Here is a 17,068-nt window from a genome sequence, read left to right on the forward strand (position 1 = left end):
GGACTTCTCAGCCAGATAACAGTGCTTCGTTACTGTGTCTCGATCCGTCGGTAACAACGGAGAGGCTCACTTTTCGCGGGCGCTATGGTAGCGGGTGCCGGTGCATCACGGGATTGCCCTGAACGAACGCCTGAAGGCGAAGGCGGCCGAGCTGGGCTTTGCCGCGTGCGGGGTCGCGCGAGCGGATGCAGCGCCGTTGACGGCCGAGCGGCTGCGCCAATGGCTTGGCGAGGGCATGCATGGCGACATGATCTGGATGGAGGCGCGCGCGCATCACCGCGAAAGCCCCGCCGGCCTGTGGCCCGACGTGCGCAGCGTGATCTCGCTCGGCATGAGCTATGCGCCCGTTGCCGATCCTCTCGCGCTGGCGGCCGAGACGGAGCGGGGGCGGATCTCGGTCTATGCGCAGGGGGCCGATTATCACGATGTGGTGAAGCGTGCGCTGAAGGCGCTGGCGCGCTGGCTGATCGCCGAGGTCGAGGGCGCCGATGTGAAGGTCTTCGTCGATACCGCGCCGGTAATGGAGAAACCCCTGGCCGAGGCGGCCGGGCTTGGCTGGCAGGGCAAGCACACCAATCTGGTCAGCCGCGATCATGGCAGCTGGCTGTTCCTCGGCGCGATCTACACCACGCTCGATCTTGTGCCCGATGTGGCGGGGAACGACACCTGCGGTTCGTGCGATGCGTGCCAGCGTGCCTGCCCGACCGATGCCTTCCCCGCGCCCTACAGGCTCGATGCGCGGCGGTGCATCTCTTACCTTACGATCGAGAATGCCGGGCCGATCCCGCCCGAGTTCCGCGCGGCGATGGGTAACCGCATCTATGGCTGCGACGATTGCCTGGCGGTCTGCCCCTGGAACAAGTTCGCCGCGGCGGCGCGCGCCAACCGCGCCTTTGCGCCGCGCGCCGAACTGGCCGCGCCGGGGCTGGCCGATTTGCTGGCGCTCGACGATCCGGGTTTCCGCGAGGTGTTCGCCGGATCGCCGATCAAAAGGATCGGGCGCAACCGCATGGTGCGCAACTGCCTGGTCGCGGCGGGCAATAGCGGCGCCATCGCCCTGACCGGGCCGGTCGTGCGGTTGCTCGATGATGACGCGCCAGTCGTGCGCGGCGCGGCGATCTGGGCGCTCGGCCGGCTCGATCCGCGGCGCTGGGAGGTCGAGCATGCGATAAGACGCGCCGACGAGCAGGACGAGACGGTCCTGGCCGAATGGAGCGCCGGCCCAGGTGAGCGGGCGTTATAGCGGTTGGGGCGGCTCGGACGGATCGACCAGATGCCAGCCGTCGTGGCTGCGGATCATCGGGCGCCCGCATCCGGTGCAGACGCTGCGGAAATATTCGCCATCATGGGTCGCCAGTCGTCGATCGCGCCGGTGCTGCCCCAGGGCACACCGCCAAAGCTGTAGAAGATTCATTCCGGCCCTCCGCCCCGCGGATTGCCTCCCGGTCACCCTCTCGATTCGGATCTATAACTGATCCGAATCGGCTATATCACAGCTGAGTGGCGACCCTCCATGAAAAGCCCGACAGATTGTCTCTATCTTGCCCCATTGCGTCCCACGCTGAGCGCGCCGACGCAGCTTGCCCGGTCGATCGGGCTGCCATTGGTCTGCCGCGCATCCAGATAGGTCACGACGGGCTCGCCCCGGCCCTTGGGGTAGAGATAGGCGTCGAGTACGCAGGTCGCGTTGCCGAACTGGAGTTTGCGCGCGTTGCCTTCGCGCACATCGGCTGCGGGCTGGCCGAACAGGCCGATCAGCCCGTTGCCGGTCTGGCCGATCACCCGGTCGAGCCCGGCCGCGGTGCCGCCCGGGATCGGGATCGCGACCGGCGCCAAAGCGGCCCGGGCGGGGCGGGGGGCAATGCCGACACCACCGCATCCGGCAAGCAACAGGCCGGGAATCATCGCGAACGCCATTTTCTTCATTACGCAAACACCTTCATACGCGTCTTCGACCATGGAACAGATGAGTCGCCATCGCGGCGCCGAGCACCGGCGCGGCGAGATTGAGGATCGGCACGAGGAACAGGGCGGTCCCGGCAAGGCCGAGCGCGAAGCGTTGGAAGCCGGTCGATCCGCGCCAGTTCTTCATGCCCTTTTGGGGGATGTGGCGTGCGGCGACCATCTCGCCCAGGTCCTGGCCGAGCAGCCAGCCATTGACGATGAAGAACAGCAATGCCGTGCCAACCCCGGTGATCAGCAGCAGCAGGTAGAGCGGCGACACGGCCAGGTTCACCAGGATCAGCCGCCCGGCCGATCCGAGGCCCATCATGACCGACCGACCGAGCGGTACGTCGCGCGCCTCGGCCAGCGCCTCGGGATAATGTTTCCCTTCCACCGCCGCGACGACCTCATCGGCGAAGATGCCGATCACCGCCACGGCGATGGTCCTGAACAGCAGGAAGGCGGCGCCAAGCCACAGCAGCACCGTCGCCGCGCCTACCCAGCCGCCGGTCTGGGCGCTTGCGCCGATCCAGGCGGCCAGACGCCCGGCGCCGTACCACAGGGCGATGCCGAACAGGACGAGCAGGACCAGGGTCAGTCCGAGCGATTTGAGGAAGACCCTGATGATCTTCGGATCGCCGAGTTGGCCGACGGACAGAAGGAAAGCGCGGAGCATGAGACCGGTGTACCGGTGGCCGCTCTCAAGTCCAGACTGTTGCGCTCATCTGCCCGCGCCTTTACGGCCAGCCGGTATTTCCCATCCAGGAGACTGACTTGACCAGCCCAACCTATGACGTGGTTGCGATCGGCAACGCGATCGTCGACGTGCTTTCCCAGGCGGATGACGCGTTCATCACCGAACAGGGCATGGCCAAGGGCTCGATGCAGCTCATGTTCTCGCCCGAGGACGCCGACGCTCTTTATGCGAAGATGGGCCCGGGCATCGAGGCGAGCGGCGGCTCCGCGGCGAACACCGTGGCGGCCATCGCCGCGCTCGGCGGCCGTGCGGGTTTCATCGGCCAGGTCGCCGACGACCAGCTCGGCGAAGTGTTCGCGCACGATATCCGCGCGACCGGCGTGGCCTTCACCACCGCAGCGCGCGACGGCGAGCCGACCACGGCGCGCTGCCTGATCTTCGTGACGCCCGACGGCCAGCGCACGATGAACACCTTTCTCGGCGCGTCGCAGTTCCTGCCGGAGAGCGCGCTCGACCGCGACCTGATCGCCTCGGGCGCGATCCTGTATCTCGAGGGGTATCTCTGGGATCCCGAGGAACCGCGCCGGGCGATGCGCGCCGCGATCGAGGTCGCGCGCAAGGCGGGCCGCAAGGTCGCCTTCACGCTTTCCGACGTGTTCTGCATCTCGCGCCACGGTGCCGATTTCCGCGATCTGATGGCCAAGGGCCTGATCGACATCATGTTCGCCAACGAGGCCGAGATCCTGGCGCTGATGGAGACCGAGGATTTCGAGGCAGCGGTCGCCGCGGCGGCGGCGCAGGTGCCGACGCTGGTGGTGACGCGCAGCGAACAGGGCGCGATCGCCATCTCCAACGGAGAGCGTGCGTCGTGCGGGGCCGAGCCGATCGAGAAGGTGGTGGACACCACCGGCGCGGGCGACCTGTTCGCGGCCGGCTTCCTGTCGGGCCAGGCGCAGGGCAAGAGCCTGGAGCAGTCGCTCCGCCTCGGCGCGATCTGCGCGGCGGAGATCATCTCGCACTATGGCGCGCGGCCGATGTGCGACATGAAGGCGCTGGTGGCGGAGAAGCTGGGCTAAACGTCCCGCGTTCTTGCACGCCCATCAAAAAAGGGGCCGGGGAGTTGATCCCCGGCCCCTTTTTCTTTTGCCCTTACGGGGCCGGTCATTCCGCCACTGGCGGGACCGGCTGTGGTGGCACGTCGGTGTCGGTCTCGTGGACCTCGACGTTCCCGCGTCCGACATGGCTGCGGCTGTAGCTATAGGTGAAGTAGACCACGAGCCCGACTGCGGCCCAACCAACGAACATCAGCTTGGTCGGCATACCGAGGCTGACGAACAGATAGAGGCAGCCGATGATGGCGAGCGGCGCCATCACGACGACCGCCGGCGTGCGGAACGGCCGCCTGCGGTCGGGATCGGTCTTGCGCAGCACCAGAACCGCGATCGACACGGCAGCAAAGGCGAACAAGGTGCCCGAATTGGACACGTCCGCGAGGATGCCGACCGGGAAGAACGCCGCGAACAGGGCCACGAACACGCCGGTCAGGATGGTGATGACGTGCGGCGTGTGGAACTTCGGGTGAATCTTCGAGAAGGCGGCAGGCAGCAGGCCGTCACGGCTCATCACGAAGAAGATGCGGGTCTGGCCGAACATCATCATCAGGATGACAGAGGGGAGGGCGAGGCCGGCTGCGAGGCCAATCAGGTTGCCGACCTGCGGCCAGCCGATTTCGCGCATCGTCCAGGCCAGCGCTTCCTTCGAGCAGACGACGGCTGCGTCCTTGATCGCGGCGCACTGGCTGGCGAGTTCGGGGCTGCCGGTTGGGAGCGCAATGCCATCGGGGCCGGAAACCGGCTGCGCGCCGACGCTGCCGATCACGCCGGCAGCGACGAGAAGATAGAAGATCGTGCAGATGGCGAGCGAGCCGATCAGGCCGATCGGCATGTTGCGCTGAGGGTTCTTGGTTTCCTCCGCAGCGGTCGAGACCGCGTCGAAGCCGACATAGGCGAAGAAGATTGACGCAGCGGCCGCGGAGACGCCGGCAAAGCCGAGCGGTGCGAAGGGCGTGAACCGGTCCATGTTGATGACGGGCACGGCGAGGACGATGAACAGCGCCAGCGCCGACACCTTGATCGCCACCAGCACGGCGTTGACCATGGCGCTTTCCTTGGTGCCGATGACCAGCAGCCAGGTAACCAGCCCCGCGATCAGCATCGCGGGCAGGTTGACGACGCCGCCGTCGAACGGGCCGCGCACTAGCATATTGGGAATGTCGATGCCGAAGGCGTGTTCTATCAGCCCGACGACATAACCCGACCAGCCGACCGAAACCGCGCCAGCGGCGATGGCATATTCGAGGATCAGCGCCCAGCCGACCATCCAGGCGACCAGCTCGCCCATCACGGCGTAGCTATAGGTGTAGGCGGAGCCGGAAACCGGCACCATCGCGGCCATCTCGGCGTAGCAGAGCGCGGCGAAGGCGCAGACAAAGCCGGCGATGACGAACGAGGCCATCATGCCGGGGCCGGCCTTCTGCGCGGCCTCGGCCGTCAGCACGAAGATGCCGGTGCCGATCACGGCGCCGATGCCGAGCATGGTCAATTGGAATGCGCCGAGCGATCGCGTGAGCGATTTCTTCTCGGCTGTCGCCAGAATGGCGTCGAGCGACTTGATGCGTCCGAATATCATGAAACAGGGATCCCCCCAGAAGCGGCACTGCGGATGCCGCCAAGTTTTTCGATCGCGGGAGCCTAGCCTGAAATCAAGAGGGTGCAATCCCCCAATCGCGCCTGAACACCGGTGCCACCGAAAAGCATCGGAGCCTCAGCGTGCGAGCAACGGCCCCAGCGGTTGCCCTGCAAAGACATGGACATGGAGGTGCGGTACCTCCTGTCCGGAATGCTGGCCGGTATTGGCGAGCAGCCGGTATCCTGGCTCGACCAGCCCCGCGTCGCGCGCGACGGTGCCGACCGCGCGGACGAAGCCAGCGATCTCGGCGTCCGACGCCCTGGCGCTGAAATCGTCCCAGGAGACATACGGCCCACGCGGAATGACCAGGATATGGGTCGGCGCTTGTGGGGTGATATCGTAAAAGGCGACGGCGAACTCGTCCTCATAGACCCGCTTCGACGGAATTTCGTCGCGCAGGATCTTCGCGAAGATGTTCTGGTCGTCATAGGGCTTGGTGGCATCGATCGGCATAAATTCCCTATTCCTCTCTTATCCCCGTCCCGCTCAGGGGAGGGCCTGTCCTCGCAAAACCCTCGGCGTGATTGATCGGGGACATGCCCTCCCCCGACCCCTCCCGCAAGCGGGAGGGGAGTAAAGGCTAGTTCGTACGCCCCGCCTTTTCCTCGATCCCCGACACGCCCTCGCGCCGGCGCAATTCCGCGCGCACATCGTCCAGCGTCACATCGGCATCGGCCAGCAGCACGAGCAGGTGGAAGACGAGATCCGCCGCCTCGCTGGTGATCTCCGCCCGATCGTCGTGGATCGCGGCGATCACCGTTTCCGTTGCCTCCTCGCCGAGCTTCTGCGCGATCTTGGCGCGGCCCCGGGTGAAGAGCTTCGCGACATAGGAGGTGTCGGGATCACCGCCCTTGCGGGTGCGGATCACGGTTTCGAGCGTATCGAGAAAGTCGTCGGCCATCGGCGCGGGCTGCCCCGCCGCGGCGCGCGCGTCAATCCTTTAGGGTGTCGGCTTCGGTCCGTGCGCGTTTGGCGAAACGCGCGCGCATCGCGCGGCGGACCAGCCACACGCCCAACGCGGCCATGACGAACAGGGCGATGTCGGACAGTTCCGGGCTGGTGCGGGCCTTGGCCACGCCGCTGTGCGCGGCCCAGGCGGGCGCGGCCAGGAAGAGGGCAGGGAGGAAACGCATGCCTTCCCTTACGCTCCAGCTCCCTAATGTTCCGTTGCCGTCCGTACTCCCGTTCGTTTCGAGCGAAGTCGAGAAACAGGCCACAGGCGCCGAGCAAGGTTTCTCGACTTCGCTCGAAACGAACGGAGGGGAAGGTTAAGGAACGGAGGTGAGAGTCAGGAGGCGAGCGGCGTCCGAACCGGCACGCCGGCCGCCGCAAGCGCGGCATGCGCGTCGGCGATGCTCGCCTCGCCGAAATGGAAGATCGACGCCGCCAGCACGGCGCTCGCATGGCCGTCGAGCACGCCAGCCACCAGATCCTGCAGCCCGCCGACGCCGCCCGATGCCACCACCGGCACCGCCACCTGATCGGCGATGGTGCGGATCAGCGACAGGTCGTACCCGTCGCGCGTGCCGTCGCGGTCCATCGAGGTGACGAGCAGCTCGCCCGCGCCGAGCTTGACTAGCTTCAGGGCGTGCTCGACCGCATCGATGCCAGTCTCGCGCCGGCCGCCATGGGTGAACACTTCCCAATGATCGCCGACGCGCCGCGCGTCGATCGAGGCGACGCAGCACTGGCTGCCGAACCGGTCGGCGATGTCGGACACCACTTCCGGGCGCGACACGGCGGCGGAGTTGACGGCGACCTTATCGGCTCCGGCGAGCAGCAGCGCGCGCGCATCCTCGGCGGTGCGCACGCCGCCGCCGACGGTGACCGGCATGAAGCACACCTCGGCGGTGCGGCGCACCACGTCGAGGATGGTGCCGCGCGCCTCGTGGCTCGCGGTGATGTCGAGGAAGCAGAGCTCGTCCGCGCCCGCCGCGTCATAGGCGCGGGCCTGCTCGACCGGATCGCCGGCATCGCGCAGATCGACGAAGTTCACGCCCTTGACGACGCGGCCATTGGCCACGTCGAGACAGGGAATGACGCGGGCGCGGACGGTCATCTTACGCTGCAGCCGCCACGCTCAATGCCGCCGCCAGATCGAGGCGGCCATCGTACAGCGCCCGGCCGGTAATGACCCCTTCGATCCCGTCCACCGCGTGCAGCGCCAGGACGTGAATTTCGGCAATGCCCTTCACGCCGCCGCTCGCGATCACCGGAATCCTCACCGAGCGTGCCAGATCGACGGTCGCCTCGACGTTGCACCCCTTGAGCATCCCGTCGCGCCCGACATCGGTGAACAGCAGCGACGCCACCCCTGCATCCTCGAAGCGGCGCGCCAAATCGATCACCTCGACGGTCGACACGTCCGCCCAGCCGCGTGTCGCGACCATGCCGTCACGCGCATCGACCGCGACGACGATGCCGCCCGGGAAATCGCGTGCCGCCTCGCGCACCAGCTCCGGATTCTCGAGCGCCGCGGTGCCGATCACCACGCGGGACACGCCGAGGTCGAACCAGCGCTCGATCGCCGCGCGGTCGCGGATACCGCCGCCGAGCTGCACATGGCCGGGGAAGCGCTCGACGATCGCCTTGACCGCCTCGCCATTCACCGAGGCGCCGGCAAAGGCCCCGTCGAGATCGACGACATGAAGATATTCGGCGCCCTGATCGGCGAAGATCATCGCCTGCGCGGCGGGATCGTCACCGTAAACGGTCGCACGGTCCATATCGCCCTCGGCGAGGCGGACGACCTGGCCGCCCTTGAGGTCGATTGCGGGGAAGACGATGAGGCTCATGGCCGCCACTCCAGGAAACGGGCGAGCAGTTCCAGGCCGTAACGCTGGCTCTTCTCGGGATGGAACTGCACGCCGAGCATGTTGTCGCGGCCGATCGCCGCGGTGACCGGGCCGGCATGGTCGGTCGCGGCGAGCACGTCGTCGCCTTCAAAGGCATAGCTGTGCAGGAAATAGGCTTCGCCCGGCACGATCAACGGGTGCGGCGTCGAAGGGACGACGTCGTTCCAGCCCATATGCGGCACCTTGGCAGTCGGATCGGCGGGGGTGAGGAGGCGGACGCTCCCGCGAATCCAGCCAAGGCCGGCATGCGTGCCCGCTTCCTCGCCGGTATCGGCCATCAATTGCATGCCGACGCACACGCCGAGGAACGGCACGCCGTCCCGCCGTACGCGCTGCGCGATCGCCTCTACCATGCCCGGCACCGCGCGGAGCGCCGAGGCGCAGGCGCCGAAGGCACCGACGCCAGGCAGCACGATCCGGTCGGCCCGCGCGACGAGCCCGGCTGAGTCGGTGATGGCGACGTTCGCGGCGCCCGCCGCCTTCAGCGCATTTGCGACCGAATGGAGATTGCCCGCGCCGTAATCGATCAGCGCCAGCGTCTCAGCCACCCAGAATCCCCTTGGTCGAGGGAATCGCATCCGCCTTGCGTGGGTCGATCTCGACCGCGATGCGCAACGCCCGGGCCAGGCCCTTGAACGCACTCTCGACGATATGGTGGTTGTTCTTGCCGTACAGCGTCTCGACATGCAGCGTCAGCCCGGCACTGCCGGCGAAGCTGTGGAACCAGTGCTCGAACATCTCGGTATCCATCTCGCCGAGGCGCTTCTGGCTGAACTCGCATTTCCACACGAGATAGGGCCGCCCCGAAATGTCGAGCGCGACGCGGGTCAGCGTCTCGTCCATCGGCGACAGCGCGTCGCCATAACGGCGGATGCCCCTCTTGTCGGCAAGCGCCTTGGCGATCGCCTCGCCGATCGCGATGCCGGTGTCCTCCACCGTGTGATGCTGGTCGATATGCAGGTCGCCCACCGCCTTCACCGTCAGGTCGATCAGCGAATGCCGCGAAAGCTGTTCGAGCATATGATCGAAGAAACCGATTCCGGTTTCGATCGTGTAGCTGCCGGTGCCGTCAAGGTTGACGGTCACGTCGATCGACGTCTCCTTGGTGGAGCGCGAGATGGTGGCGGTACGCATGCGCACTCCCATAGCGCCACCGTTCTGTCATGCAATCTTGCTCAGGCAATCTTGACGGGGTTTCAAAGCCCGCTAGTCCATGCCCCATGAGCGATGGCCTGCCCGATAGTCTGATTCCCTATGACGAGATCGTCCAGGAGGCGCTGCGCGCCGTGGTCGGCCGTGTTCTCGGCTCCGTCGCCGAGAATGGCGGACTGCCGGGCGACCATCATTTCTACATCACCTTCAAGACCCAGGCGGCGGGCGTCGATATCCCGCAGCGGCTGATCGAGCGTTTTCCGGACGAGATGACGATCGTTATGCAGAACCGCTATTGGGACCTTGTCGTCAACGACACGGGCTTCTCGATCGGCCTGAGCTTCAATCAGGTGCCGTCGAAGCTGGTGATTCCGTACGCAGCGGTGACCGGTTTCCACGATCCGTCGGTGAATTTCGAGCTTCGCTTCCAGGCGCAGGAAGGTCCTGAAGGCCCCGATCCGCATGACGAGGCGGAGAATGACGGCCCGACCGTCACGCCGGTCGAGGATGGATCGAACGTCGTCTCGGTGGATTTCAAGCGGAAGAAATAAACTCTCCCTCTCCCGTTGGGAGAGGGAAGGGGCCCATCGCAAAGCGATGGGAAGGGTGAGGGTGACGTTTCGTCGCCTCATCGCCCTCACCCTTCCGGCGCTTCGCGCCTCCCTCCCTCTCCCGCTGGGAGAGGGAATTTGGAGTGACCTCGCATGACCGAAACCCGCACCGAAACCGATTCGATCGGCGCCATCGACGTCCCTGCGGACGCCTATTGGGGCGCGCAGACCCAGCGTTCGATCGAGAATTTCCCGTTCGGCGAGACCGAGCGCATGCCGATCGGCATCGTCCATGCCCTCGCGCTGGTGAAACAGGCCGCGGCACGGGTTAACCGGGCGCACGGTCTCGACCCGAAGATCGCCGATGCGATCGAGGCGGCGGCGGCCGAAGTCGCGAGCGGCAAGCTCGACGACCAGTTCCCGCTGGTCATCTGGCAGACCGGTTCCGGCACCCAGAGCAACATGAACGTCAACGAGGTGATCGCGGGCCGCGCCAACGAGGTGCTGACCGGCAAGCGCGGTGGGAAATCGCCGGTTCACCCGAACGACCATGTAAACATGAGCCAGTCGTCCAACGACAGCTTCCCGACCGCGCTGCACATCGCCGCGGCCATGGCGGCGACTCAGCGCCTGTTCCCGGCGCTCGACCGGCTGCATGATTCGCTCGAAGCGAAGGCGAACCTCTGGGCCGACATCGTCAAGATCGGCCGCACGCATCTGCAGGACGCGACGCCGGTCACGCTCGGGCAGGAATTCGGCGGCTATGCGAACCAGCTCTATCGCTGCCGTGCACGCATCACGCCGGGCGTCGTCCATGGTATGTGCCAGCTGGCGCAAGGCGGCACCGCGGTCGGCACCGGGCTGAACGCGCCCAAGGATTTCGGCGAGGCGATCGCAGCGCAGCTCTCGGACCTGACCGGGCTTCCCTTCTTCACCGCGGAGAACAAGTTCGAGGCGCTCGCGTCGAACGATCCGATCGTCCACCTCTCCGGCACGCTCAACACGCTCGCGGTGGCGCTCACCAAGATCGCCAACGATATCCGCCTGCTCGGCTCGGGCCCGCGCTCGGGCATCGGCGAGCTCGACCTGCCGGCGAACGAGCCGGGCAGCTCGATCATGCCGGGCAAGGTCAACCCCACCCAGTGCGAGATGCTGACCATGGTCTCGGCCCAGGTCATGGGCAACAATGCCGCGATCACCATTGGCGGGCTTCAGGGGCATCTCGAGCTCAATGTGTTCAAGCCGCTGATCGGCGCGAACCTGCTGCGCTCGATCCACCTGCTCAGCGTCGGCATGGAGGGATTCGCCGAGCGCTGCGTCGATGGGCTGGAGCCGAATCGCGGGCGGATCGCCGAACTGGTCGATCGCTCGCTGATGCTGGTCACCGCGCTCGCGCCCGAGATCGGCTATGACAATGCCGCAAAGATCGCCAAGCACGCTCATGCAGAGGGACTGACCCTGAAAGAGGCGGGGCTCGATCTCGGCCTGGTCGATGCCGGGACATTCGACCGGCTGGTGCGGCCCGAAACGATGGTGTGACAATCCTTCCCGGCACGGGAAGGGGGACCATCTGAAGGATGGTGGAGAGGCTTGGAGCGCGGGACAGATGTTGCGCGCTCCAAGCCCCTCCACCACCCGCCGAAGAAGCGGGCGGTCCCCCTCCCCGAGCAAGCTCGGGGAGGACCTGAAAGAAGGGAACCACCCGCCGCCTCATGCGCTCTCACCCCGAACGGAGGGACATCCCATGAAGACCAGCACGATCATCGGCGGCCTGATCGGCAGTGCCATCGACGGCGGAGAAGGCGACGACAGCACGGTCGACGGCGCGCTGATCGGCGCCGGCGTGGTGACCGCGGCACGCGTGCTGGTGCCGGTCGCGGTAACCTTCGCGGTGGGCTGGATCGTGCTGCGCGGCCTCGGCAAGCTGACCGATTCCGTGCTCGGCACCCGCAACCCCGAAGGCTGATCTGCCGCAAGACGGGTTGACGGGAGGAGGGCGCCCGCGCCACTAGCGCGCATGGACGCCTCCGATCCCGATCCGCACGGCTTCAAACGCCGCGGTGTACTCTTCGTTCTTTCCTCGCCGTCGGGCGCGGGAAAATCGACGATCGCGCGCAAGCTTCGCGAGGACCAGCCCGAGCTGGTCGTCTCCGTTTCCTACACCACGCGACCGATCCGGCCCGGCGAGGTGGACGGCGTGGATTATCATTTCGTCGATCTCGAAACCTTCCGCGAGATGGTCGCGAACCACGAATTCCTCGAATGGGCGCATGTCTTCGGCCATCGCTACGGCACGCCCAAGGCGCAGGTCTGGAACGTGCTCGAGCAGGGCCGCGACATCCTGTTCGATATCGACTGGCAGGGCGCGCAGCAGCTGCACCAGCTCGCCGGCGGCGACATCGTCCGGGTCTTTATCCTGCCGCCCTCGATGACCGAGCTGCGCAGCCGGCTCGAACGCCGTGCGACCGATTCGCCTGAAGTGATCGACGCGCGCATGGACCGCGCCGCGAACGAGGTCAGCCACTGGGACGGCTACGATTATGTCCTGGTCAATGACGATGTCGAGCATTGCTTCGACTGCGTGAAGACGATCCTTGCGGCCGAGCGGCTCAAGCGCTCGCGCCAGACCGGCATCATCGGCTTCATCCGCAAGCTGATCCGGACGTCGCCGACGGGCGAGTGACGCGCCGGCTGTTTTCTAAATCAGCCCCAGGAACCGTACGCCCGCATCGAAGTCGCGCCGCCGCGATTCGAGCGCACCGAGCGACAGTTCGTCCCGGCCCCATTGCTCGGCCTGCCAGTCCTCGTCGAGTTCCACCGCACGCCACACCTCGTCTGGTGTCGCCGCGCCCTCGGCCAGTGCCAGCGCCGCGACCAGCGAGCCGCCGATGGTGACGATGGGCGAGAGTCCCGCCAGTTGCCACGCGTTGCGCGCCGCCACCGCTTCGGCCAGCCGTGCGATGGTCGCGGGCGGTTGGGGCTTGTGCATCACGCCCGAGGCGATCTCGAAATGCACGTCATACCGGGTGCGTGCCCAGTCGAGCATCGGATCCCACAGCGCCGCTTGCCGCGCGACCAGATCGTCCGGGCTTTCGGCGCGGTAATAGAGCAGGTCGCTCTCGCCGAACGCGGCAAGGCCGGCGGCGAAGGCGGTCGGGTCGATCCGTTCGATCGCCGCGTTGGACAGGCCGGTCAGCGGCATGGCGCGCGGATCGATCTCGGCGCCTTCGCCCACCGCCCGCCATTCGTCGGCGACCGCCTCGGCCAGGGCAGGGGTAGGGAGGATCAAGTGCTGCTTTCCGGGCGTGCGCACGGGCTTGCCGTCGAGCGTGATGCCGCGATCGGCATCGATCGCCACGGTTTTCCAGAATCTCTTCATGTCAGGCCTCGGGCGGGGTCCGCCAGCGCCGCGCGAGCGAACGCGGCACGATCGCGATCATCGCCAGCGCCGACAGCACGATCGCGACGCCCAGGATCTTCGGGCCCATCGTCTGCGCGCGGCCGAGCAGCACCACGCCGAAAACGGCACCGGCCGATCCGGCGAGCCGGGTGAGCGTCAGCGTCAGCCAGCGATTGCGGGCGGTGGTGTCCTGCTCGGTCATACCGTCTCCATATGCCCGGGCAGGCTCGCCACCGTCGTGGCCACGGCATGCGCCCCGGCCGCGACCAGCTCTTCGGGCGGATGATAACCCCAGGCAACGCCCAGCGCCCGCGTGCCCGCCGCGCGCGCCATCAACATGTCATAGCTGGTATCGCCGATCATCACCGTCGTTTCCGGCGATGCGCCCGCCTCGGCCATGGCCAGCTCGATCATCGAGGGATGGGGCTTGGACGGGTGCCGGTCGGCGGTCTGAAGCGTGACGAAACGGTCGGCGATGCCGTGATGGGCGAGGATGCGGGCGAGTCCGCGGTCCGACTTACCGGTCGCGACGCCGAACAGCCAGCCGGCCTTCGCCAGCGTATCGAGTGCGTCGATCATGCCGTCGAACAGGGGTTCCCCATCCATTGCGCCCGAGGAGCGGAGCCGGAAGAAGCTTGCCTTATATTCCTCGGCCAGCGCGCGGTGGCGGGCATCGTCGAGTTCGGGGCTGAGCGCGGCGATCGCCTCGACCACGCTGAGTCCGATGATCCGACGAATGGCGTCGCGGCCGGGCGCTGCAAGCCCGCCGAGCCGGAACGCCTCCTCCATCGACTGGCAGATATTGGCCTGGCTATCGACGAGCGTGCCGTCGCAGTCGAACAGGGCGAGGCGGTTGGTCATGCAGTCCTCACGGATATTGGCCTCATCAGATCGGCAAGCGCCGTATTGCCGCTTTGGGTCAGCCCCTGGAGCGCGCCTTCGCGGTCTGCCCCGGTCTTGTTCTGGCCCAGCTTGTGCGTGCCGCGGACTGCCTCGATCGTCACCTCGAAGCCGGTGATCGCCCGCAGCATCGCGTGGAACCGGTCATCGTCCAGCTTGGCGCGGGTCCATGGGTTTTCGGGAATGACCCGCGGCTCGTGGAGCGCGGCAAGCGTGTCGAGCTGCTCGGTAAGGCCCTGCTCGTCGAGAAGTCGGGCGGTGCCCTCGATCTCGACCGCGATGTAGTTCCAGGTCGGCACCTGCTGGACCGGGTCGGCATACCAGTTGGGGGAGATGTACCCATCCGGCCCGGCGATGCTCAGGATCACGCGCGCGCCATCGAGGTGCGACGTCAGCCGGTTGCCGCGCGCCAGATGGAAACGGACCGCGCCGTCGCCGGCCGGAACGATCGGCGCATGGGCGACCACCGGCCCGTCGGCCGTCGCCGCCATGATATGCGCGAAACCGCGCGCGAACGCCCAGTCGAGCATCGCGGCGTCGCTGTCGAAGCGGAAGGCCTTGTTCGGGTGCATGGTTGTGGCCGTACCGCGGCTGCACGACCGGCGCTAGGTCGGCGTTGGTCAGACCGCAAAGATGGGGTTCTCGGTGGACGTCATCGCCTGCGCTTGCGCCGGCTTACCCGGCGACGCTGATTCAACCACTTGTCCATGCGTGGAACAGACCCGCCATGGCATCATATTCCCGTCCGGCCTCAGGCGCTTCAATGATCTTGGAGCGAGGTGGCCCGTTCGCGCCAGTAATAACCGAGAGCCTCGGATACCGCGCTTTCCAGTCGCAGCGCATCATTGGCCGCTCGCCATTCCAGATAGTGCACCACGGCCGTCACCTGGGGGCCGGTGAGTCGCGCCCACCGATCTTTTGCGTAATCGGTCCAGGTTCGTCCGTCTTCGAAGCGCTCGTCGCGGGTGAGGTCGTCGAAACCATGCGTCAATTGGAACGAAAGCTCAGCGCGTTCGAGGCGACCGTGCAAATCGGCGACGAGATAGGCCGGAAGGTAGAAGCATACGGCCTCATGCGAGAGGAAGTTCAGGGCGCTTGCCCATCCGTCCGGCGCCTCGTCGATCCATGTCGCGTCCAGCTTGGTCCAGTCGTCCTTGTCGTGGAAGTCAGTGACGATCGACAGCGGCTCGCTGCCCTGGCTGCTGTTGTTCAGCGGCTCCGACAGGGGCGGCCGAATCGCCGGAAAAGCCGCCCTGATTTCCGCGACGATGTGCTCCGCAGTGAGCGGCATTACGCGCTACCGCGGCTCCGCCGTTCGCCGCGCCGGGCCTTGCGCACCGTCTTGGCGTGCGCCTTGGCCTGCTGCTTCTTGACCGCCTTGCTCGGCGGGGGCGGGGTGTCGAGCGGCATGTTGTTGCCGAGCATCTCGTCGAAGCCGAGCTGCTTCAGGCTTTCGGCAAAATGCTGGGGCAGCTCGGCCTGGATATCGATCTTGCCGCCATCGGGATGGTCGACCGCAATGCGCCGCGAATGCAGATGCATCTTGCGGCTGATCCCGCCGGTGAGGAACGCTGCCTGGCCGCCATATTTGCCGTCGCCGACGATCGGATGGCCGATCGCCGCCATGTGCACGCGCAACTGATGTGTGCGGCCGGTATGCGGGATCAGTTCGACCCAGGCAGTGGTATTCCCCGCGCTTTCGATCACGCGGTAGCGCGACCGGGCGAGTTGCCCTTCCTTCTCGTCGACATGCATCTTCTCGCCGCCGCTGCCTGGCTGCTTGGCGATCGGCAGGTCGATCGTGCCGTCCTCGATCGAGGGCACGCCGACGATCAGGGCCCAATAGGTCTTCTTGGCGCTGCGCGACGAGAAAGCCTTGGCGAAGAATGCCGCGGCACGCGTCGTGCGCGCAATCAGCAGCGCGCCGCTCGTGTCCTTGTCGAGGCGATGGACCAGCTTCGGACGGCTCTCGCCCTCGAACTGCAGGCCGTCGAGCAGGCCGTCGACATGCTCGTGCGTCTTGGTGCCGCCCTGGGTAGCGAGGCCGGCCGGCTTGTTGATGACGATCGCCTGCTTGTCGCGGTGGATAACCGTCTCGCGGATGAAGTCGGTCTGTTCCTCGCTGAGCGGGGGGCGCTCGCGTTTCTGCGGGGCATCGACCCGGACCGGTTCGGCCGGTGGTACGCGGATCGTCTGCCCTGCCACGATGCGGTCGCCCGGTGTCGCGCGCGCGCCATCGATGCGGAGCTGCCCGGTGCGCGCCCATTTGGCGACGGTGGTGAAGCTGGTGTCGGGCAGATGCCGCTTGAACCAGCGATCGAGCCTGATGCCGTCGTCATCGGCGCCGACGTTGAACTGGCGGACGTTGGTGTCGTCCTTTGCCTTATCGCTCATGCCGCCACCCGCACCAGCGAGAGGCCCGCGAACAGGGCGACGATCGAGCCGATCACGGAGAGCAGGACATAGAAGAGTGCCACGCCGAGATCGCCGCGCTGGATCATCGTCACCACGTCGAGCGAGAAGGACGAGAAAGTGGTATAGCCGCCGAGCGCGCCGACGCCGAGCAGCAGCCGCCAATTCTCGCCGGGAACCGACATGCGCGCGAGCGCGCCGACGAGCAGGCCCATGGCGAACCCGCCGATCAGGTTCACGGCGAGCGTGCCGTACGGAAAGGCCGGGCCGAACGCGGAAAGCGTGGCGCGTCCGGTAAGATAGCGCGCGCCGGAGCCTATGGCACCGCCGAACATGACTAGGAGAAGTTGGAACATCCGGGGAGCGTTAGCGCGGATTGGAGGAAATGAGAACCTTGAGGGATTTTTCG

23 protein-coding genes are annotated in these 17,068 nt (G+C 66.6%); 6 read left to right on the forward strand and 17 right to left on the reverse strand.

Annotation, left to right across the window (positions count from 1 at the left end; translation table 11 throughout):
- Positions 1–100: 100 nt before the first annotated feature.
- The gene (queG, locus tag AC1DT7_RS20895; protein WP_478038108.1) at positions 101–1,243 is read left to right on the forward strand and encodes a tRNA epoxyqueuosine(34) reductase QueG; all 1,143 of its coding nucleotides are present in this window, start codon (positions 101–103) and stop codon (positions 1,241–1,243) included.
- Between the two features lie 293 nt (positions 1,244–1,536).
- Here the strand turns inward: queG and AC1DT7_RS20900 are convergent, their stop codons facing one another.
- Together AC1DT7_RS20900 and AC1DT7_RS20905 are read right to left on the reverse strand one after the other, a co-directional pair.
- Positions 1,537–1,926: a hypothetical protein gene (locus AC1DT7_RS20900; protein WP_478038109.1), complete on the reverse strand. Its 390-nt coding sequence runs from the start codon at positions 1,924–1,926 to the stop codon at positions 1,537–1,539.
- A 13-nt stretch (positions 1,927–1,939) separates the two neighbouring features.
- Entirely contained in the window at positions 1,940–2,620 is a 681-nt protein-coding gene (locus AC1DT7_RS20905; RefSeq protein ID WP_478038110.1) for an EI24 domain-containing protein, read from the reverse strand.
- A 98-nt stretch (positions 2,621–2,718) separates the two neighbouring features.
- Here AC1DT7_RS20905 and AC1DT7_RS20910 point away from each other — a divergent pair, with 98 nt between their 5' ends.
- Positions 2,719–3,717, forward strand: coding sequence for an adenosine kinase (locus tag AC1DT7_RS20910; RefSeq protein WP_478038111.1), 999 nt, complete (start codon positions 2,719–2,721; stop codon positions 3,715–3,717).
- A gap of 85 nt (positions 3,718–3,802) precedes the next feature.
- Here the strand turns inward: AC1DT7_RS20910 and AC1DT7_RS20915 are convergent, their stop codons facing one another.
- From AC1DT7_RS20915 to hisB, 8 genes are all read right to left on the reverse strand, one after another.
- Positions 3,803–5,329, reverse strand: coding sequence for an amino acid permease (locus AC1DT7_RS20915; protein WP_478038112.1), 1,527 nt, complete (start codon positions 5,327–5,329; stop codon positions 3,803–3,805).
- A 135-nt stretch (positions 5,330–5,464) separates the two neighbouring features.
- A complete protein-coding gene (locus AC1DT7_RS20920) occupies positions 5,465–5,842 on the reverse strand; it encodes a histidine triad nucleotide-binding protein (RefSeq protein WP_478038113.1) in 378 nt (125 codons plus the stop codon).
- Positions 5,843–5,969: 127 nt separating this feature from the next.
- Positions 5,970–6,290, reverse strand: a complete 321-nt coding sequence (locus AC1DT7_RS20925; RefSeq protein WP_478038114.1) for a phosphoribosyl-ATP diphosphatase — start codon at positions 6,288–6,290, stop codon at positions 5,970–5,972.
- A gap of 31 nt (positions 6,291–6,321) precedes the next feature.
- Positions 6,322–6,522 carry a hypothetical protein gene (locus AC1DT7_RS20930; RefSeq protein ID WP_478038115.1) on the reverse strand — a complete coding sequence of 67 codons (201 nt, stop codon included), beginning with the start codon at positions 6,520–6,522 and terminating at the stop codon, positions 6,322–6,324.
- Positions 6,523–6,677: 155 nt separating this feature from the next.
- A complete protein-coding gene (gene hisF, locus AC1DT7_RS20935; protein ID WP_478038116.1) occupies positions 6,678–7,448 on the reverse strand; it encodes an imidazole glycerol phosphate synthase subunit HisF in 771 nt (256 codons plus the stop codon).
- 1 nt (position 7,449) lies between these two features.
- Positions 7,450–8,184 carry a 1-(5-phosphoribosyl)-5-[(5-phosphoribosylamino)methylideneamino]imidazole-4-carboxamide isomerase gene (gene hisA / locus AC1DT7_RS20940; protein WP_478038117.1) on the reverse strand — a complete coding sequence of 245 codons (735 nt, stop codon included), beginning with the start codon at positions 8,182–8,184 and terminating at the stop codon, positions 7,450–7,452.
- Positions 8,181–8,822: an imidazole glycerol phosphate synthase subunit HisH gene (hisH, locus tag AC1DT7_RS20945; protein ID WP_478038118.1), complete on the reverse strand. Its 642-nt coding sequence runs from the start codon at positions 8,820–8,822 to the stop codon at positions 8,181–8,183. Before hisH ends, hisA begins: the two co-directional genes overlap by 4 nt.
- The gene (gene hisB / locus AC1DT7_RS20950; protein ID WP_478038119.1) at positions 8,785–9,378 is read right to left on the reverse strand and encodes an imidazoleglycerol-phosphate dehydratase HisB; all 594 of its coding nucleotides are present in this window, start codon (positions 9,376–9,378) and stop codon (positions 8,785–8,787) included. The genes hisH and hisB overlap by 38 nt, the downstream gene beginning before the upstream one ends.
- Before the next feature lie 86 nt (positions 9,379–9,464).
- Here hisB and AC1DT7_RS20955 point away from each other — a divergent pair, with 86 nt between their 5' ends.
- The 4 genes from AC1DT7_RS20955 to gmk all read left to right on the forward strand — a co-directional run bounded on the left by AC1DT7_RS20955 (position 9,465) and on the right by gmk (position 12,630).
- Complete coding sequence (locus AC1DT7_RS20955) at positions 9,465–9,947, forward strand: SspB family protein (RefSeq protein WP_478038120.1); 483 nt, start codon at positions 9,465–9,467, stop codon at positions 9,945–9,947.
- Positions 9,948–10,100: 153 nt separating this feature from the next.
- Positions 10,101–11,486: a class II fumarate hydratase gene (fumC, locus tag AC1DT7_RS20960; protein WP_478038121.1), complete on the forward strand. Its 1,386-nt coding sequence runs from the start codon at positions 10,101–10,103 to the stop codon at positions 11,484–11,486.
- Between the two features lie 205 nt (positions 11,487–11,691).
- Positions 11,692–11,913 carry a hypothetical protein gene (locus AC1DT7_RS20965; RefSeq protein WP_478038122.1) on the forward strand — a complete coding sequence of 74 codons (222 nt, stop codon included), beginning with the start codon at positions 11,692–11,694 and terminating at the stop codon, positions 11,911–11,913.
- A gap of 51 nt (positions 11,914–11,964) precedes the next feature.
- Complete coding sequence (gene gmk, locus AC1DT7_RS20970; protein ID WP_478038123.1) at positions 11,965–12,630, forward strand: guanylate kinase; 666 nt, start codon at positions 11,965–11,967, stop codon at positions 12,628–12,630.
- A 15-nt stretch (positions 12,631–12,645) separates the two neighbouring features.
- On the opposite strand, the gene AC1DT7_RS20975 is transcribed toward gmk, so the two are convergent.
- From AC1DT7_RS20975 to crcB, 7 genes are all read right to left on the reverse strand, one after another.
- Positions 12,646–13,326, reverse strand: coding sequence for an ATP12 family chaperone protein (locus tag AC1DT7_RS20975; RefSeq protein WP_478038124.1), 681 nt, complete (start codon positions 13,324–13,326; stop codon positions 12,646–12,648).
- A gap of 1 nt (position 13,327) precedes the next feature.
- Positions 13,328–13,549, reverse strand: a complete 222-nt coding sequence (locus AC1DT7_RS20980) for a hypothetical protein (protein ID WP_478038125.1) — start codon at positions 13,547–13,549, stop codon at positions 13,328–13,330.
- Positions 13,546–14,208 carry an HAD-IA family hydrolase gene (locus AC1DT7_RS20985; protein ID WP_478038126.1) on the reverse strand — a complete coding sequence of 221 codons (663 nt, stop codon included), beginning with the start codon at positions 14,206–14,208 and terminating at the stop codon, positions 13,546–13,548. The genes AC1DT7_RS20980 and AC1DT7_RS20985 overlap by 4 nt, the downstream gene beginning before the upstream one ends.
- The gene (locus AC1DT7_RS20990; protein ID WP_478038127.1) at positions 14,205–14,819 is read right to left on the reverse strand and encodes an FMN-binding negative transcriptional regulator; all 615 of its coding nucleotides are present in this window, start codon (positions 14,817–14,819) and stop codon (positions 14,205–14,207) included. Before AC1DT7_RS20990 ends, AC1DT7_RS20985 begins: the two co-directional genes overlap by 4 nt.
- Before the next feature lie 188 nt (positions 14,820–15,007).
- Positions 15,008–15,538, reverse strand: a complete 531-nt coding sequence (locus tag AC1DT7_RS20995; RefSeq protein ID WP_478038128.1) for a DUF6714 family protein — start codon at positions 15,536–15,538, stop codon at positions 15,008–15,010.
- Complete coding sequence (locus tag AC1DT7_RS21000; protein WP_478038129.1) at positions 15,538–16,641, reverse strand: RluA family pseudouridine synthase; 1,104 nt, start codon at positions 16,639–16,641, stop codon at positions 15,538–15,540. The genes AC1DT7_RS20995 and AC1DT7_RS21000 overlap by 1 nt, the downstream gene beginning before the upstream one ends.
- Complete coding sequence (gene crcB, locus AC1DT7_RS21005) at positions 16,638–17,015, reverse strand: fluoride efflux transporter CrcB (RefSeq protein ID WP_478038130.1); 378 nt, start codon at positions 17,013–17,015, stop codon at positions 16,638–16,640. The genes AC1DT7_RS21000 and crcB overlap by 4 nt, the downstream gene beginning before the upstream one ends.
- Between the last annotated feature and the right edge of the window lie 53 nt (positions 17,016–17,068).

The organism is Sphingomonas sp. P3_C6, from assembly GCF_056402595.1.

What these genes read in the sequence shown, in the direction of transcription:
- hisA (WP_478038117.1), bottom strand. Translation starts at nt 8,184, where the DNA reads ATGAGCCTCATCGTCTTCCCCGCAATCGACCTCAAGGGCGGCCAGGTC.
- AC1DT7_RS20925 (WP_478038114.1), bottom strand. Translation starts at nt 6,290, where the DNA reads ATGGCCGACGACTTTCTCGATACGCTCGAAACCGTGATCCGCACCCGC.
- fumC (WP_478038121.1), top strand. Translation starts at nt 10,101, where the DNA reads ATGACCGAAACCCGCACCGAAACCGATTCGATCGGCGCCATCGACGTC.
- AC1DT7_RS20990 (WP_478038127.1), bottom strand. Translation starts at nt 14,819, where the DNA reads ATGCACCCGAACAAGGCCTTCCGCTTCGACAGCGACGCCGCGATGCTC.
- AC1DT7_RS20985 (WP_478038126.1), bottom strand. Translation starts at nt 14,208, where the DNA reads ATGACCAACCGCCTCGCCCTGTTCGACTGCGACGGCACGCTCGTCGAT.
- AC1DT7_RS20995 (WP_478038128.1), bottom strand. Translation starts at nt 15,538, where the DNA reads ATGCCGCTCACTGCGGAGCACATCGTCGCGGAAATCAGGGCGGCTTTT.
- AC1DT7_RS20915 (WP_478038112.1), bottom strand. Translation starts at nt 5,329, where the DNA reads ATGATATTCGGACGCATCAAGTCGCTCGACGCCATTCTGGCGACAGCC.
- AC1DT7_RS20965 (WP_478038122.1), top strand. Translation starts at nt 11,692, where the DNA reads ATGAAGACCAGCACGATCATCGGCGGCCTGATCGGCAGTGCCATCGAC.
- AC1DT7_RS20975 (WP_478038124.1), bottom strand. Translation starts at nt 13,326, where the DNA reads ATGAAGAGATTCTGGAAAACCGTGGCGATCGATGCCGATCGCGGCATC.
- hisF (WP_478038116.1), bottom strand. Translation starts at nt 7,448, where the DNA reads ATGACCGTCCGCGCCCGCGTCATTCCCTGTCTCGACGTGGCCAATGGC.
- AC1DT7_RS20905 (WP_478038110.1), bottom strand. Translation starts at nt 2,620, where the DNA reads ATGCTCCGCGCTTTCCTTCTGTCCGTCGGCCAACTCGGCGATCCGAAG.
- gmk (WP_478038123.1), top strand. Translation starts at nt 11,965, where the DNA reads ATGGACGCCTCCGATCCCGATCCGCACGGCTTCAAACGCCGCGGTGTA.
- AC1DT7_RS20955 (WP_478038120.1), top strand. Translation starts at nt 9,465, where the DNA reads ATGAGCGATGGCCTGCCCGATAGTCTGATTCCCTATGACGAGATCGTC.
- AC1DT7_RS20930 (WP_478038115.1), bottom strand. Translation starts at nt 6,522, where the DNA reads ATGCGTTTCCTCCCTGCCCTCTTCCTGGCCGCGCCCGCCTGGGCCGCG.
- AC1DT7_RS21000 (WP_478038129.1), bottom strand. Translation starts at nt 16,641, where the DNA reads ATGAGCGATAAGGCAAAGGACGACACCAACGTCCGCCAGTTCAACGTC.
- crcB (WP_478038130.1), bottom strand. Translation starts at nt 17,015, where the DNA reads ATGTTCCAACTTCTCCTAGTCATGTTCGGCGGTGCCATAGGCTCCGGC.
- AC1DT7_RS20920 (WP_478038113.1), bottom strand. Translation starts at nt 5,842, where the DNA reads ATGCCGATCGATGCCACCAAGCCCTATGACGACCAGAACATCTTCGCG.
- hisH (WP_478038118.1), bottom strand. Translation starts at nt 8,822, where the DNA reads ATGCGATTCCCTCGACCAAGGGGATTCTGGGTGGCTGAGACGCTGGCG.
- AC1DT7_RS20900 (WP_478038109.1), bottom strand. Translation starts at nt 1,926, where the DNA reads ATGAAGAAAATGGCGTTCGCGATGATTCCCGGCCTGTTGCTTGCCGGA.
- hisB (WP_478038119.1), bottom strand. Translation starts at nt 9,378, where the DNA reads ATGCGTACCGCCACCATCTCGCGCTCCACCAAGGAGACGTCGATCGAC.
- AC1DT7_RS20980 (WP_478038125.1), bottom strand. Translation starts at nt 13,549, where the DNA reads ATGACCGAGCAGGACACCACCGCCCGCAATCGCTGGCTGACGCTGACG.